The organism is Bacteroidota bacterium, assembly GCA_013696965.1.
GTDB lineage: Bacteria > Bacteroidota > Bacteroidia > JACCXN01 > JACCXN01 > JACCXN01.
In genome coordinates, this window is record JACCXN010000007.1 from 21,181 (window position 1) to 37,044 (window position 15,864).

At 35.1% G+C, this 15,864-nt stretch carries 11 protein-coding genes; 4 read left to right on the forward strand and 7 right to left on the reverse strand.

The window, feature by feature from the left end:
• Positions 1-46: 46 nt before the first annotated feature.
• Together H0V01_01145 and H0V01_01150 are read right to left on the reverse strand one after the other, a co-directional pair.
• Complete coding sequence (locus H0V01_01145) at positions 47-3,178, reverse strand: TAT-variant-translocated molybdopterin oxidoreductase (protein MBA2581972.1); 3,132 nt, start codon at positions 3,176-3,178, stop codon at positions 47-49.
• A 51-nt stretch (positions 3,179-3,229) separates the two neighbouring features.
• A complete protein-coding gene (locus H0V01_01150; GenBank protein ID MBA2581973.1) occupies positions 3,230-4,513 on the reverse strand; it encodes a c-type cytochrome in 1,284 nt (427 codons plus the stop codon).
• 316 nt (positions 4,514-4,829) lie between these two features.
• Between H0V01_01150 and H0V01_01155 the strand changes: the two genes are divergently transcribed.
• Positions 4,830-5,324, forward strand: coding sequence for an SPOR domain-containing protein (locus H0V01_01155; GenBank protein ID MBA2581974.1), 495 nt, complete (start codon positions 4,830-4,832; stop codon positions 5,322-5,324).
• 144 nt (positions 5,325-5,468) lie between these two features.
• On the opposite strand, the gene H0V01_01160 is transcribed toward H0V01_01155, so the two are convergent.
• The 4 genes from H0V01_01160 to rimP form a co-directional block, all read right to left on the reverse strand.
• Positions 5,469-6,194, reverse strand: coding sequence for an FkbM family methyltransferase (locus tag H0V01_01160; protein MBA2581975.1), 726 nt, complete (start codon positions 6,192-6,194; stop codon positions 5,469-5,471).
• A 182-nt stretch (positions 6,195-6,376) separates the two neighbouring features.
• The gene (gene infB / locus H0V01_01165; protein ID MBA2581976.1) at positions 6,377-9,316 is read right to left on the reverse strand and encodes a translation initiation factor IF-2; all 2,940 of its coding nucleotides are present in this window, start codon (positions 9,314-9,316) and stop codon (positions 6,377-6,379) included.
• 91 nt (positions 9,317-9,407) lie between these two features.
• A complete protein-coding gene (gene nusA / locus H0V01_01170) occupies positions 9,408-10,658 on the reverse strand; it encodes a transcription termination/antitermination protein NusA (protein ID MBA2581977.1) in 1,251 nt (416 codons plus the stop codon).
• Between the two features lie 12 nt (positions 10,659-10,670).
• A complete protein-coding gene (gene rimP / locus H0V01_01175) occupies positions 10,671-11,138 on the reverse strand; it encodes a ribosome assembly cofactor RimP (protein MBA2581978.1) in 468 nt (155 codons plus the stop codon).
• A gap of 207 nt (positions 11,139-11,345) precedes the next feature.
• Here rimP and H0V01_01180 point away from each other — a divergent pair, with 207 nt between their 5' ends.
• A complete protein-coding gene (locus H0V01_01180) occupies positions 11,346-11,624 on the forward strand; it encodes a hypothetical protein (protein ID MBA2581979.1) in 279 nt (92 codons plus the stop codon).
• Positions 11,625-11,635: 11 nt separating this feature from the next.
• Here the strand turns inward: H0V01_01180 and H0V01_01185 are convergent, their stop codons facing one another.
• On the reverse strand, positions 11,636-13,267 hold the full coding sequence (locus H0V01_01185) for a hypothetical protein (protein ID MBA2581980.1): 1,632 nt from the start codon (positions 13,265-13,267) through the stop codon (positions 11,636-11,638).
• Between the two features lie 447 nt (positions 13,268-13,714).
• Between H0V01_01185 and H0V01_01190 the strand changes: the two genes are divergently transcribed.
• Complete coding sequence (locus H0V01_01190) at positions 13,715-14,074, forward strand: hypothetical protein (GenBank protein ID MBA2581981.1); 360 nt, start codon at positions 13,715-13,717, stop codon at positions 14,072-14,074.
• Between the two features lies 1 nt (position 14,075).
• A partial coding sequence (locus H0V01_01195) for a hypothetical protein (protein ID MBA2581982.1) occupies positions 14,076-15,864 on the forward strand: 1,789 nt, incomplete at its 3' end.

The following is a 15,864-nucleotide window of genomic DNA, read 5'->3' on the forward strand; positions in this document are numbered from 1 at the left end:
TTTATGTATTGAATTAGATTATTACCTGATCCTGTTTAATATTTATTTAAGCTTGTTCCTGAGATTTATTCCGAACCTTAGTCATATACCAAATGTTAGGCTTTGTTCCTACTTCCTCTATCACATGATAAGCTCTTGGATTGGCAGAGTTGATTTTAACTTCGCTTCCTTTGCCATCATTGCTTGCCATATCATTGTAATCTCCAAAAACAATTGCGTTAGTAGGACAAGCAGAGGCGCAAGCAGTAACAACATCTCCGTCAGCAATTTTTCTCTTCTCTTTTTTAGCAACAAGTTTTCCAGCCTGTATTTTTTGTACACAGAAGGAGCATTTTTCCATTACCCCTCTTCCTCTTACAATAACATCAGGGTTAAGTACCATTTTGGAAAGTTGATCCATTGCTGGATTCACATCTGCAAATTTTTCATTTCCAGGATAGCTGAACCAGTTAAATCTTCGTACTTTATATGGACAGTTGTTAGCGCAGTATCTGGTACCTATGCAACGGTTATAGGTCATTTGGTTTAGTCCTTCATTGCTATGAGTTGTTGCGGCAACAGGGCAAACTGTTTCGCAAGGAGCGTGGTTGCAATGTTGGCAAAGCATAGGCTGAAAAGAAACTTCAGGATTTTCAGCTTCCGGAACTTCCATTTCAAGATACATGTCTATTGCACCAACATTCTCATCAGCAGCTTTTTTCTTTGTCATTGCAGAACTGAAATACCTGTCAATTCTAAGCCAATGCATATCTCTTCCTCTTCTAACTTCATCTTTACCTACAACTGGTACATTGTTTTCAGAATGGCATGCAGTAACGCAAGCTCCACAACCAAAGCAAGTGTTTAAATCAATTGTCATAGCCCATCTATGGCCTATTGTATCCACCGGATGTTCTCTCCAAAGATCAACTTTACTAACCAATTGTGGACCTTTAAAAGTGGCAAGCATTATATCAGGATTACCCGATTTTGGATCCGCCAGATAATCCGTCAAAATAGTTTCTTTAACAATCTCACGACCCATTAAAGTATGATGCTGCTGAACAGAAGCAATTTGATGTTTTTCACCAGTTTTGCTGATTGAAACACTTGAAATAGTATAATTATAGGTCCCATTTGCAAAAGTTGCCAGAGGAAAAGCGTTTTTACCTACTTCATTACCAGCTTTCCCCGCTTTAGTCCTTCCGTAACCTAAGGCAATTCCAATGGTTCCGTAAGCTTGACCTGGTTGTGGAACAACCGGAAGTTTAATGGAAATGCCATTTACAACAACCTCGGCAACATCAGCCTCATCCTCTCCTCTTGCAAGCAAACCAAATTTCCAATTGATTTCCTGCATTTGCTGAGGAGCCATGGTAATATAGTTATCCCAGGTAATTCTGGTAACCGGATCAGGAAGTTCTTGCAACCAAGGATTATTTGCCTGATTTCCATCTCCCATACTGATTTTTTGATACAAAGCAAGTTCTAATTCCCCTGGTTTAACAGTGGTAATTTTTGATGCAGAACCACTCAGGTCAGCGCCAAAAGAAACAGGTTCGGCTTGTTGAACCGGAATTTCAAAAACACCATCATGCAAGGTATTGTTCCAGAAGGAATCAAAAAGGGTATTGGTTGTTTGTAATGGGAAGATCCTATCATTCCAGGTATTTCTAATAAAAGAATAATAGCTTAAATCACTTCCAGACCACTTTAATAAACTATCCTGCACCTGACGCGTATTAAACAAAGGCGAAATTGTAGGCTGTGCTAATGAATATTTGCTCGTTCTTGGTTGAAGATCATTCCATGACTCAAGGTAATGATGATCAGGGCACACATAATTTACAAGAGAAGCTGTTTCATCCTCTTTATCAGAAAAAGAAACAGAAAGTTTAACTTTACTTAATCCTTGTGCAAAGGCATCACCATTTGGCAATGAATATACAGGATTAACTCCATAAATGAATAATGCTGCAACAGCACCTGAATTCATATCTTTTACAAGTTGATCTACATTTGCATCATCCCCTTGCTTTGTTAAATCTGCATTATTTAAATCAATTGTTTTGCCATAGTTCCCCAAAAGAGAATTAATAGCATTCACTATTGTTTGTACTGCAATATCATTAGATCCAGCTACAACCAGAGAACTTCCTCTATTTGCCCAAAGTTCTTCAGCTGCTTTACTTATTGTATTTTTAAAAGGCACCTCAACATTAGAAAGTGTTTGTGCACCAGATTTTTTTGCGATTTCATTATACAATGCCAATGCAGCCAGTCCTTGTTCAGATGGTTTAACAGGAACCCGAACATCAGCATTACTTCCGGTTAGGGAAAGGTTTGATTCAAAAGCATACATGCGTGACATCCAACCATTTTCAGGTCTTCTTGTTTTAGCAAATTGTGTTAAGTATTCAATTGAAGAACCCCATCCGCCCATAAAATCAGCAGCAATAGTTACTACAACTTTTGCATTAGAGAAATTTAAGGATGGAAATGCAGCTTTTCCAAAACTTGCCTGGTTAGCCTTGATAATTCCAGAATAGGAAATAGTATCGTAATTTACATGTACTACATTTGGATATTTTGCAGAAAAATCTGCAATCACCTGTTTTGTAGAAGGACTAATAATTGAATGAGAAAGAATTCGTATGTTTCCACCTTGTGCCGCAATTTGTTCCATTTGCTTTGTGATTTCTCCGTCTACGCTATTCCATGTTGTTGGACTACCAGCAGCAAGAGGACCATTTAACCTTGTAGAATCATACAGAGATAAAACAGATGAATTAACCCTTGCGTTTACACCAGCTCCTGTAATGGAAGAATTTTTATTCCCGGTAATATGTATTGGTCTTCCTTCCCTTGTTTTTACTAGAATACTTGCATAATCATTTCCATCAAAATAGGAACTAGCATACCAATTGGCAACTCCTGGAGTAACTTCTTCAGGTTTATTCAAATAGGGCACGGCCTTAATAACAGGGGTTTCGCATGCAGCAAGCGAGGCAGCGGTAACACTAAATCCCAAAACTTTAAGAAAATCTCTTCTGTTGGTTGATGATTCAGCTAAATTATCATCACCTAAGAAAGATTCCAAAGGCATTTCCTCTGCAAATTCTTTTTTAGAAGAATTTACAAATTCCGGATCTTCATTTAATTGTGCTAAACTTTTCCAGTATTTTTTTGTAGTACCCATGTTTTTTTCAATATATAATATTTGTACCCATAAGGGGCAGCAATAATTTTTTTAGTAATGACACTTGGCACACTCAATGCCACCAATTTTATCTACTGTTAGTTTTGTATGATCTGATTTAACTGATCCGGGATTGGCTTTATAAGCATGTCCGGATTCAACAAGACGTTTATGGAATTCTTCATAATACCCGTTGCCTGCAGTTTTAACTTCTGTTTCGCGATGGCAATCAATACACCATCCCATAGTAAGATCAGTATGCTGGGCTACAACCTCCATTTTTTCAACAGGCCCATGGCAAGTTTGACATTCAACACCTGCAACATTTACGTGTTGCGAGTGATTGAAATAGGCAAGATCAGGCAAGTTATGCACCCTAACCCAGCTTATTGGTTTTGTATTTGTTCCATAAGTTCCCGTTGCAGGATCATAATCAAGGGCTTCATATATTTTAGCAATTTCTGTTGAACCAGTTTCAGTACCTTCCTGAATGCCTTTATGACAATTCATGCATACATTTGCTGAAGGAATTCCCGCATGTCTGCTCTCATCTGCCGCGGAGTGGCAATAAATACAGGCGATCGCATTGTCACCAGCATGTATTCTGTGAGAGAAATTAATTGGTTGTTCAGGAGCGTATCCTTTATAAACGCCTATTCCCATTAATGAATCCCAACCATCCTTCATCCCTCCAATAACAAGCAAAATAATTATTAAGGCAGTAAGCTTATTGTTCCTGTAAATCCATGCCCTTACTGATTCTAAAAATGAAAGTTCAGGACCCTCAGGAATACTTAATTTTTCATTTACTACTTTTTTAAGTGATTTTTTAACTCCTATTAATATCAATAAAAGAATTATTAAAACAACAGCAATAGAAAACAAAGTAAGAATTGTAGATGTTGGAGAAGTTACTTTTTCAGCACCTGGTAAACCCTTTGGAACATCACCCACTTTAACCGGAGGATTTGCAACATAACTTAAGATGGCTTCAATTTCTTCATCCTTTAAATGAGGAAAAGGAGTCATTATAGACTTGTTGTACTGCTCAAACAATTGATTAGCGTATGGATCGCCAGTTTTCAAGAATTCAGGAGCATTTCTAATCCAAGAATACAGGTTTTCTTTATTCTGCCATCTGTCTTGAACACCTTTTAAACCAGGGCCAATTAGCTTAGCATCGGTTATGGTATGACATGATGAACAATTGTTCCTGAATAGTTTTTGCCCATCAGGTTGTGCAAAAGCAGTTTTAACACTAAAAAAAGTGAAAAAAACCATACATATTGTGAGAACCCATATTGCCCGTAAAGGCTTATTGGATGTAGTATTCATACTGAATTTTTTAGATGATCTGTATCAAAAATTAGAACTAATCAGATTTTTTATCGGAGGCAAATTTAGGATATTCGGAACTTTATGAAACATAATATACATAAAAAATTCATTTTATGCAACAATTTATATTGATTCTAAATAAGGCGCAACTTCAATGCAATAAAGGCATCCAAAGTTTCGTATTTCTCAATGAGCTCATTAGCCTGATATTAAAAACATTAATTTAATATAACATGGCAATAATTGAGGAGGCAGGATCAAGTTATTTGTCCAGTACTCGAATTTGTAATACATTTGTAAATATTTTGAACCCATGAAAATCAAGCTTTTTTTATCCTTCTTTTGTTTTTTGATTGCATTTCAGTTCTGTTTTGCTCAAGAGTTTGATTTAACAGAAGAAAAAAGTTCTCTAAATTCTAGAAAATTAATTGTTTCAAACAATAGGGATTCCTTAATGATAAAAACAAGTCCTGGAAGAATTCATATTATCCAGGATCAGCGGATTGATTCGCTTCTTAAAAAGCATCTTGAAATAAATGAAAGTAAGCAAACATTAGATGGTTTCAGAGTTCAAATTTCCACAGAATCAGGAGCCAATTCAAGAAAGGCTTCAAATGATGCCAAGGCCGTTTTTTTATCTAAATATCCAAATGTAGATGCTTATGTGGTTCATCATGCACCTAACTTTAAGGTGCGCGTAGGGGATTTCAGAACAAAACTAGATGCATCAAAATTTCTGGAACAGGTAAAAAAAGACTTTAGGGGAGCCTTTATTGTTAAGGACGAGATAAATTTACCGAAACTATAATTTAACAGTAGCCTTGTTTTTACTCAGTTTTTCAAACCTTAGTAAAGCTTTCAAGGTATTCAAAACCTGTTTTTTCAAAAAGGATCCTAATTTAACTCTTGTTGGGAAAAAGAAGCTATTTTATTGGTTTTGTTTGTACTGTCTCTATTTATGAGCAATAAAATAATATTCTTTATTTGTTTTAAAACAAAATTCGAAATCTTCAGGAGTTAAAGAATCCTTGCCCTTTATAAATGATTTAAGGGTGGATATTTTTAGCCCAATTTCCTGAGTAATGAATTCATACAATTCAAGAGGCTTTGTGCCATAATAATCACTTGCACCCATACCACATTCAAAAATAACGATGGGTTGAGAGGATTTCAGTATCTCCTTTGCACCTTTAAGTACCCCAAATTCCCCTCCTTCAACATCAATTTTAATAAAATCAATTTTTGTTTGAGAAGGAATAATCTGGTCAAGTGTTTTTAATTCTACTTTTATTTCTTCGATATCAGGTCTCTGAATATCGTATTTTCTTTTATTTATTCCGCTATATGCAGGTGCATTCTTCACAAGTTGAAAAGATGACTCACCGGCTTTATCAGAAAGTGCACAAGAAAAAAGTGAAATATTTTGACTATTGAACTCTTTTTCTAATTGCTTAAACAAATAAGGAATTGGTTCAAAAGCATAATGTTTTCCGTTTGGAGCGTTTTTTAAAATGTATTTCAAAATTTCTCCTTTATGGCATCCAACATCTATGCAATTTGAATCAGGATTAATGGTACGCTGCATTATTAATTTAGTTAACCTGTCGTATTCAAGATTCTTGGTTAAATCAAAATGAATAAAGTTTAGTATTAGTCTTAAAACAACTTTAATGTTCATAATAAAAGATTTCGAGCCTACTCTTTAAATAAATTATTTCAATTGTTAATTACTAAGAGGGAATTAATGTAAGTGCCGGAAATAAAAACTGTTAACCCTATAACTTAAAAAACCAATTCGCCAATTTATCAGTTCATAATGAATTGAAAATTGACGAATAGTATGAATTAAAAACTAATATATTATAGCTTTTTCTTTATTTCAATCATTTCATATCCTTCAATAATATCCTTTTCTTTTATATCGTTGAAGTTCTGAATATTCAAACCACACTCATATCCTGTAGTTACCTCTTTTACGTCATCTTTAAATCTCTTTAATGATCCAAGTTCACCGGAATATACTACAATACCATCACGAATAACCCTTACTTTAGTATTCCTTGTTACTTTACCATCTAAAACCATACATCCTGCAACGGTACCTACTTTGGATATCCTAAACACATCACGTATTTCAATGTTGCAAATGATCTTCTCTTCAAATTGTGGAGCAAGCATACCTTCCATTGCAGCTTTAATTTCATTGATTGCATCATAAATGATGGAGTACAATCTGATATCTATTTGCTCATTTTCAGCAAGTTTACGTGCACTAGGACTTGGTCTTACCTGAAATCCAATAATTATAGCATTTGAAGCCGAGGCAAGCAAAACATCTGATTCTGTAATTTGTCCTACTGATTTATGAATAATATTAACCTGTACTTTGTCGGTAGAAAGTTTTAACAATGAATCGGAAAGTGCTTCAATAGAACCGTCTACGTCACCCTTAACAATGATATTCAACTCTTGGAAATCACCTATTGCGAGTCTTCTTCCAATTTCATCAAGAGTAATATGCTTTTGAGTACGAATACCTTGTTCTCGTTGAAGCTGCATTCTTTTTGAAGCAATATCCTTTGCTTCACGTTCATCATTCATTACATTAAAAGTATCTCCGGCCTGAGGTGCACCATTCAAACCTAAAAGCTGAGCAGGCATTGATGGTCCAGCTTCTGTAATTGGCATTCCTCTTTCATTAAATAAAGCTTTAACTCTTCCTGAAAAACATCCAGCAAGAACCACATCCCCAACTTTTAAAGATCCTTTTTGGACAAGAACTGTAGATACATAACCACGGCCTTTGTCAAGTTGAGATTCAATTACAGTACCGTGTGCATTGCGCTTAGGGTTTGCTTTTAAATCTAAAAGCTCTGCTTCAAGCAATACTTTATCAAGCAATACTTGCATGTTTGTACCTGATTTTGCTGATATTTCTTGGCTTTGGAATTTTCCACCCCAGTCTTCAACCAGGATATTCATATTAGCAAGCTGCTCCTTAATTTTTTCTGGGTTTGCACCTGGTTTGTCAATCTTATTGATGGCAAAAACAAGGGGAACACCAGCAGCCTGTGCATGGTTGATAGCTTCAATGGTTTGAGGCATAACACTATCATCAGCAGAAACTACAATAATAGCAACGTCAGTAACTTTTGCACCCCTTGCACGCATGGCTGTAAAAGCCTCATGGCCAGGAGTATCTAAAAATGTCATTCTCTTTCCGTTATCCAAAACAACATTGTATGCTCCTATGTGCTGAGTAATACCTCCAGCTTCACCTGCAATTACATTTGCTTTTCTGATATAATCCAAAAGGGATGTTTTACCATGATCTACGTGACCCATAACAGTAACAATAGGAGGACGCTCAAGTAAATCCTCAGGATTATCTTCTTCCTGGGCAATGGTATCCAATGATTGAACGGTTACGAATTCAACAGTATATCCAAATTCTTCAGCCACAATAGATATTGTTTCCGCATCCAACCTTTGGTTGATTGAAACGAACAAACCAAGGCTCATGCAGGTAGAAATAATTTCTGTTACTGGAACATCCATCATTTTGGCAAGCTGATTTGCAGAAACAAATTCAGTTACTTTAAGCACTTTTTTATCCTCTTCCAGTTTCTCCATATCAGCTTGTAATTGCTGAGAAACTGTTTCCCTTTTCAATTTCCTGTACTTAGCAGCTTTTGATTTCCCTGAACCACTAAGTCTTGCAAGGGTTTCCTTGATCTGATTTTGTATTTGAACATCCGTTAATTCAGCCCTAACAACAGGGGCTTTTTTAACACCTTTCTTGAATCTATCACCAGCAGGAGTAGAACTACCGGGTGTGGAAACGGTTGTTCCTGGAGTTGCAGTACCGGGAGTTCCTGTTCGAGGTTGATCCGGTCTTTTAATTCTTTTTCTTTTCTTTTTATTTTTTTCTTTGTCGTATGAGGCAGAGGATGCAACAGGCTTTTTCTTTTCTTCTTTTACCGGTAAAATTATTTTTCCTAAGATCGTTGGACCTTCGAGTTTGGTAAATTTGGTTTTATAAATATCTTCCGTTGCAGGCTTAACTGTATCCTCTGGCTTAGTTACTTCTGCTGCTTTTTCCTGAGGTGCATTTTCCTTGGCAGCATCAGCAATTACCTGAGTTTCATTTTGCTCTTTCTCATTAGCAATATCTTCTTTTTCTACTTTAGGTGTTTCTTCTTTTGGAGTACTTGTTTTAGTATCCTTTGAAGTTTCTTTTTCTTTTACAGATTCCTTTTCCTTTGTTGATTTAGGTTTGGCCTCCACTATGGATTCTTTTTCCACTGAAGCTTCTGGCTCTTGTTTCTTTTTCTTCTTACCGGCTTCAAGATCAATTTTTCCAATAATCTTTACTTGCTTCCCCTCAATTCTAGGTTTAATGACTTCCTCTGATATTTTTTCTTCAGGCTTTATTGCTTCTGCCTTTATTTGCTCTGGCTTTTTTTCCTCTGGTTTTTCTACCTGTTGTACATTTTTGATGCTAACTTCATCCTGTTCTGCTTTCTTTTTTTCATTCGCTTTAGAATTATCTTCATCATCAATGCTAATTGTTTCCCTATTAAAATTACTTAATTTAACTTTTTGGGATTTTTCTTTATCGGATTTTTCAGACTGAAAGGCAGAGCATAGCACATCGTAGAGTTTATCATCGATTTTTGTATTGGGATTAGTGTCAACGGCATGTCCTTTTTCAGACAAGAAATCAACAATGGTGGAAATACCAATATTCAATTCTTTAGCTACCTTACTTAATCTTCTTGTTTGAACGCTTTCAGTCATATTTATAATCTCCAATTTTCTGCAATGTATACAGAAATAAATTTTTGTTGTATAAAGTTATCTAATGTTTTTAAATAACGAAATAATTTTTTTATTCGAATTCAGCCTGTAAAATATTTTTTACATCTTTAATTGTTTCTTCTTCAAGATCTGTTCTTTTTACAAGATCCTCCACGCTTAATTCAAGCACACTTCGGGCCGTATCGCATCCAACTGCTTTAAGTTCATCAATTATCCAGCTTTCAATTTCATCCGCAAATTCATCAAGATCCACATCCTCAGCATCCACATCTGTATCTCTGTAAACATCTATATCAAAACCAGTTAATTTACTGGCAAGTTTAATGTTATGACCACCTTTACCAATAGCAAGGGAAACTTGATCAGGTTTAAGATAAACTTCTGCCCTTTTTGTTTCATCATCAATTTTAACAGATGTAACCTTAGCAGGACTAAGCGCTCTTGTAATATACAACGAATTATTGCTTGTGAAATTGATAACATCAATGTTTTCATTTTTCAATTCTCTAACAATACCATGAATTCTAGAACCTTTCATTCCAACGCAAGCTCCAACTGGGTCAATACGATCATCATAGGATTCAACAGCAACTTTAGCTCTTTCTCCTGCCTCTCTAACGATATTTTTTATAATAATTAATCCGTCAAAAATTTCAGGAACTTCCAGTTCAAATAGTTTTTCAAGAAATTTAGGTGCTGTTCTGGATAAAACAATTACCGGGTTGTTGTTTTTCATTTCAACTCTCAGAACAACAGCTCTTACAGTTTCCCCTTTCTTAAAATAATCAGAAGGAATTTGTTCAACTTTTGGCAAAATAAGTTCGTTTCCTTCATCATCCAAAACCAGAAGTTCTTTTTTCCAAATCTGATAAACTTCTCCTGTAATTATTTCACCAACTTTTTCCTTGTATTTTTTATAAATAGAATCTTTTTCAAGTTCCATTAATCTTGACATAAGGTTTTGACGAATGGCAAGAACAGATCTTCTTCCAAAGTCAGATAATTTAACTTCTTCTGAAACATCTTCACCAATTTCAAAATCAGGATCGATTTTAATGGCTTCTGCTAAGCTAATGTGCTTGTTTTCGTCATAATCAAAGCTATCCTCTGCAAATTCATCGTCTACAATTTCCCTGTTTCTCCAAATCTCAAGATCGCCTTTTTCAGGATTAACAATTATGTCAAAATTATCATCCGTACCATATTTTTTTACAAGCATACTGCGAAAAACGTCTTCCAATATGCCCATCATTGTTACGCGGTCAATATTTTTTATTTCTTTAAATTCCGCAAATGATTCTATTAATTCAAGGTTATTCATTCTTATAATTTATTATTTAAAAGATATAACTACTTTGGTTTCTTTTATATTATTGTAATTTAGGCTAATAATCTTATTTACAGTTTTTCTCTTTTTGGTTATTTCGTCCTTAAGTTTTACTTCTGTTTCAAGTTTAATTTCCAATTCATCTGCTGCAACAAGTTTTCCTGTTATTTTTTCACCCTCAAGGGTAACTACTTCTACTTTTCTTCCAACATTTTTAAAGTATTGTCTCTTAATTTTAAACGGCTGACTTAATCCGGGAGAAGAAACCTGCAATTCAAAATCTTCATCTTCTCTGTCGAGATTTTGTTCAACATAACGGCTTACATTAATACAATCTTCAATAAATAAGCCATTATCATTATCTATTTCAATGATGATTTTATTGTCCGTATTAACCTTAATATCAACTATATAATTATCAGATCCTTTTAATTTTTCCTCTACCAGAGGAGCTATTTTTTCTTTTGTTATCATTTTATTCCAGCTTTTTTTAAAAGAAAGAGGGGACTTTCTGTCCCCTCTTTCTTTTATTAGCTAATTATTTGCAAATGTAATAATAAAACCAAAACCAGCAAACATTATTGCAATAAAGCAACTTTTTTATCCTCCCTTCGTTTATACTGTAAATTACCAAATCGATGAAAACTTTATATCTATCATAAAAAAACCATATCTTTAGCCATGAAAAATATAAAATCTATACATATGAAAAACTTAAGGATGTTTATTTTATTCTTGCTTTTTCTTCCAATTCAAATTGAATCTGTCTTTGCTGAAAAAGGTCAAGCCAACGAAACAATGAAAACTGTTTTTAAGGAAGTAAAAAAGGATGTGTCTGGCAACACAAACATAACTTCAATTTTAATGATTGTAGGTGTTGTAGCTGTTGTTGGCTTGGCAATTTATTTGAGCTTTAGCGGAAGTGAAGAGAAAAAATTTATAAGAAAAGCAAAAAAGTAATTTAAAAAAAATTACTTTTTTATTCCGTTTATATATTCTACTTTATTAATTACAACTCCTTTTTTATCATAAAAAATCCAGACTCCGTCTGATTTTCCATTCTTGTAATTGGACTTGCTTCTTATTACCTCCCCCGGAACTCTATGGTAACTAATTCCTTTCCCATGTAATTCACCCTTTTGAAAACTCTGTTGCTGGAATTTTTGGCCGGTTTCAAAATAATAGTTCCAAAGCCCATCGGGTTTTCCTTTTGAGTAACTTCCTTGGCTTTCCATTATTCCAGTATCGTAATTTGATATCCAAAAGCCTTCCTTAAATCCTTTTACATAATTCCCCTTTTCTGTCATTTTACCTTGAGCATTATAAAATACCCAGTTGCCATCTTTAACATCCTCTTTACAAGAGCCCTCGTAATTCGGTTTTCCATTGTTAAACCAGCCTTTCCAGGAACCATGCATTTTCCCATTTTCATAAAAGCCTTCGTCCTTTTTCTGACCGTTTTCGTACCAGGATAACCAAAGACCTGTTTCTTTATCTTTTACAAAATCACCTTGTTGAACTTTTTGGCCATTTTCAAACCAATAAATCCAATTCCCGTTTTTAAGGTCGTTTTTGTAGCCGCCCTGTTTCCAGATTTTTTGATCGGTATAATAATATGTCCATTCACCCTCTTTTACCCCTGAAACAAATTCGCCCTCATATTCTTTTCCTCCTTTATAAAACCAAAAAACCCATTTTCCATTTTGCAAGTCATCTTTAAATACACCCTCCATGTCCTTACTACCATCTTTATAATACCAGATCCAGGAGCCGTCTTTTAAACCATTTTTATACTTTCCGGAAAAATTTAATTGAGAATTATCAAACCATTGAGATGAAAGTCCATTGAATTGGTCGTTAAGGTAATTGCTTTCTTTCCATTTGCCCCCATTTTCAAACCATTCACTAAAGCTTCCCTCTTTTTTTCCATTCACATAATTTGAAATTTCCTTTTGTTGTCCATTGCTATACCATTCCTGCCATTGCCCATCCTTTAACTCTTTAATGAATACGCCTTCTGATTTCTTTTGTCCATTATTATAATACTGCAGGTTTTTACCCTCTTTATACCCATTCTTATACTCTGAACTTTCCTTTATTTTGTCGTTTTTATACCAAGTAATCAAGGTTCCATTTCCATTTAAAATTGTCTGCTTTCCCTTCTCATTCCAAAAATCGAGTAAAAGAATAGTATCAGCACTAAATTTCTCAACTTTTATTTTTGTATTATTTTCCTGCCAGTTAATCCAGATGCTGTCTTTATATCCAGCCTTATAAAAGCCTTCTTCCTTTTTATTGCCACTTTCATACCAGCTTGTTTTCAGGCTATCGGCTTTTCCATTATTAAAATAACCAACATCCTTAGTCTTTCCGTTCTTATAATAATAGGCCACCTTGCCGTGTGGTTTCCCATTGGAGTAATTCATTTCTTCTTCTAATTCACCCGACTCATAATAATAAAGCCATTTTCCCTGCTCAACTCCAAGGATATTATACTTGCCCTCGGACCTCTTATTTCCACTTGGCCAATTTTCTACAGTTTGTTGAGTATATGCAAAGAGGCAATTCATCAAGACAATCCAGGTAGTTAGGAATCTTTTCATTTAAAAAGTTATTGTTTTACGGTTTTTATAATTGCGATAAAGATAAAGTTTTTTAGTGTTTTATTAGATCACAACTTTATTCACTAAAATATGTTGCTTGCAATTAGTTAAAAAAATGAACAAAAATCTAAACTGTTTGTGTTTTTTCCTTTTTTAAAGATGTTTTTTCGAAAATTTTTCATTACTTAGCAAGTATAAAATGAATAAATTCTCCTCGAAACACCTTAAAAAAGAAAAATTTAAATTCTTTGTGAAAAGTTAAAGTTTATTGATGGCGTATGTTAACGACTAAAATTAAATAAAAACAAAAATGAAATTAAAGGGTTTAATGCTATTTCCAAAATGAATAAGGCAACCATTAAAAAACGGTTTCGTTTAATCTGTGATGAAAATCATTAAATTCTATACTTTATTAACTATTTCAATATGATTATGAAGAGCTGTTTTTTGACTATCCTTTTAATTTCATCGGTTTGCATTAATTTGTATTCACAAAATGGCAATCCATCCAGCGATCTTGAACTAAGGCTTAATAAATTGTCAGTTGAAGAAAAGATGGATCAACTCCAAAAGGTACACAAGGAAATTTTTCAATTACCTCATGATTTTGATTATATAAAATCAACTATAATGGGAGAATTTAATGCATATCGGGCAATACATGCTCCTAATTTTCCAGTTCGCGAGAATTTAGGAAATGATCAGAAAAAAATTGATCTTGCTTTTAAACATTGGATAAGTTCCTATCCTATGGAATATAAATTATGTATAATTAAAGGATTTGAAATTATCCGTAAATATAAGTGATATGAGATATTTATACCTGTTTTTTATTGTTGCTTGTTTATCCCTAATTAATCCCCAAGATACTATTGCTCAATCCTGTGTTGGCAATTGTGGAGGTTCTGCTGGTGGATGCTGGTGTGATGATGCCTGTTGGTTATTGGGTGATTGTTGTTCTGATATGTGTGCCTCCTGCCCAGGCCAAGGTTCTAATACAACAGCTAATTGTGGCAATCCTCCTCCACCTCCTCCACCTCCTCCACCTCCCCCTCCTGGCTCAGGCTGTCATATAAACAACTCCATATGTACTCCTGGTGTAGCAGGGCCATTTTCTTTTAGTAATCAAGCACAAGGCCCACCAACTGACTACGCTAATCCCGTAGGATGTAGTACAGGTTTGTATGGAAACACAACAGGCTTTGGCTTTGTTTTATTAAGCATTACCCAAGGCGGCCCCTTAAATCTTTTGGTAAATGGCAATGCTAATAGTGGGTATATTGATGTTATTATTTATAATATTCCCACAGGTGTTGGTGCCTGTACAGCAGTAATGAACCAAAGCAATGAAATTGGTTGTAATTATGCTCCTGCTTCTGCCGGTTGTACCCAATGGGGAAATGATTTTCCTTGCTCCTCAAGTATTGCTGCTCCTATGGTTACTGCTGGACAAACAATTATGATTATCGTTCATGATTATTCAACCCAAAGTTCAAGTTTTACTTTGTCTTTAGGTCCAAATGGGGCACAAACAGGCCCATACAATACAACAATCACTCCTGCCGGACCATTTTGCTCCAATTCTCCAGCCGTAAATTTGACTTCCGTTACTGGAGGTGGAACATGGACTGGTACAGGAATAACAAATGGTTCCGCTGGTACCTTTAATCCTGGAGTTGCAGGAGTAGGTACACATACAATCACATATACAATTCCAGGTGTTTGCGGTGGTTCAAGTACAGAAACAATTGTGGTTAATCAAGCCCCAATAACCCCAACCGCTCCTAATGGGCCACTAACTGTTTGTCAGGGTACTGCAACTTCTAATTATACAACTACAGGAAATACCGTTACCTATGGTTGGACAATTACTGGTGCAGGAAATACTATCACTGGTAGTGGCACGAGTGCAAATGTAACGTGGAATCCAACATTTAATGGAAATGTACAGATTTGTGCTGATGCAACAAATAATTGTGGTACTGCACCGCCAAGCTGTATAACTGTTAATGTTACTCCATCGGCTGTTATTACTGTAAACCCAGCAACAGCCTCCATCTGCGAAGGTGATTCTGTTTCTTTATCCGCATCAGGGTCTGGAACCTATATTTGGTCTCCTTCCATAGGTTTAAGTGCCACAACTGGAGCTACGGTATATGCCTTCCCTACTTCTACAACTACATATACAGTTAATGAATCCAATCAAAATGGTTGTGGTAGTTCTGGTAGTGTTACTGTAACCGTAAATTCAAAACCTACAGTGACATTAAATGATACAGCTATCTGTATTGGAGAAAATGTTACAATTACTGCTATACCAACAATAAACGGAGGATCCTTTTTATGGAGTCCGGGAGGTGAGCAAACAGCATCAATTACAGTATCACCAAATACTACAACAAGGTATTATCTAGAATATTCACTCAACGGTTGTTCGGATACTACCAGTGCTTTGGTAACAGTATCACCAATTCCTGTTATTGATGCAGGGGCTGATCAAATATTTTGCGTTGGAACATTAACTCAGCTTACTGCCAATGGTGCTGACAACTACCAATGGATGCCAGGAGGTGAACTCACACAAACAATCAGTGTTG

Excerpts from the sequence above, each read along its gene's own strand:
- H0V01_01145 (MBA2581972.1), bottom strand. The coding sequence starts at position 3,178 with ATGGGTACTACAAAAAAATACTGGAAAAGTTTAGCACAATTAAATGAA.
- H0V01_01150 (MBA2581973.1), bottom strand. The coding sequence starts at position 4,513 with ATGAATACTACATCCAATAAGCCTTTACGGGCAATATGGGTTCTCACA.
- H0V01_01155 (MBA2581974.1), top strand. The coding sequence starts at position 4,830 with ATGAAAATCAAGCTTTTTTTATCCTTCTTTTGTTTTTTGATTGCATTT.
- H0V01_01160 (MBA2581975.1), bottom strand. The coding sequence starts at position 6,194 with ATGAACATTAAAGTTGTTTTAAGACTAATACTAAACTTTATTCATTTT.
- infB (MBA2581976.1), bottom strand. The coding sequence starts at position 9,316 with ATGACTGAAAGCGTTCAAACAAGAAGATTAAGTAAGGTAGCTAAAGAA.
- nusA (MBA2581977.1), bottom strand. The coding sequence starts at position 10,658 with ATGAATAACCTTGAATTAATAGAATCATTTGCGGAATTTAAAGAAATA.
- rimP (MBA2581978.1), bottom strand. The coding sequence starts at position 11,138 with ATGATAACAAAAGAAAAAATAGCTCCTCTGGTAGAGGAAAAATTAAAA.
- H0V01_01180 (MBA2581979.1), top strand. The coding sequence starts at position 11,346 with ATGAAAAATATAAAATCTATACATATGAAAAACTTAAGGATGTTTATT.
- H0V01_01185 (MBA2581980.1), bottom strand. The coding sequence starts at position 13,267 with ATGAAAAGATTCCTAACTACCTGGATTGTCTTGATGAATTGCCTCTTT.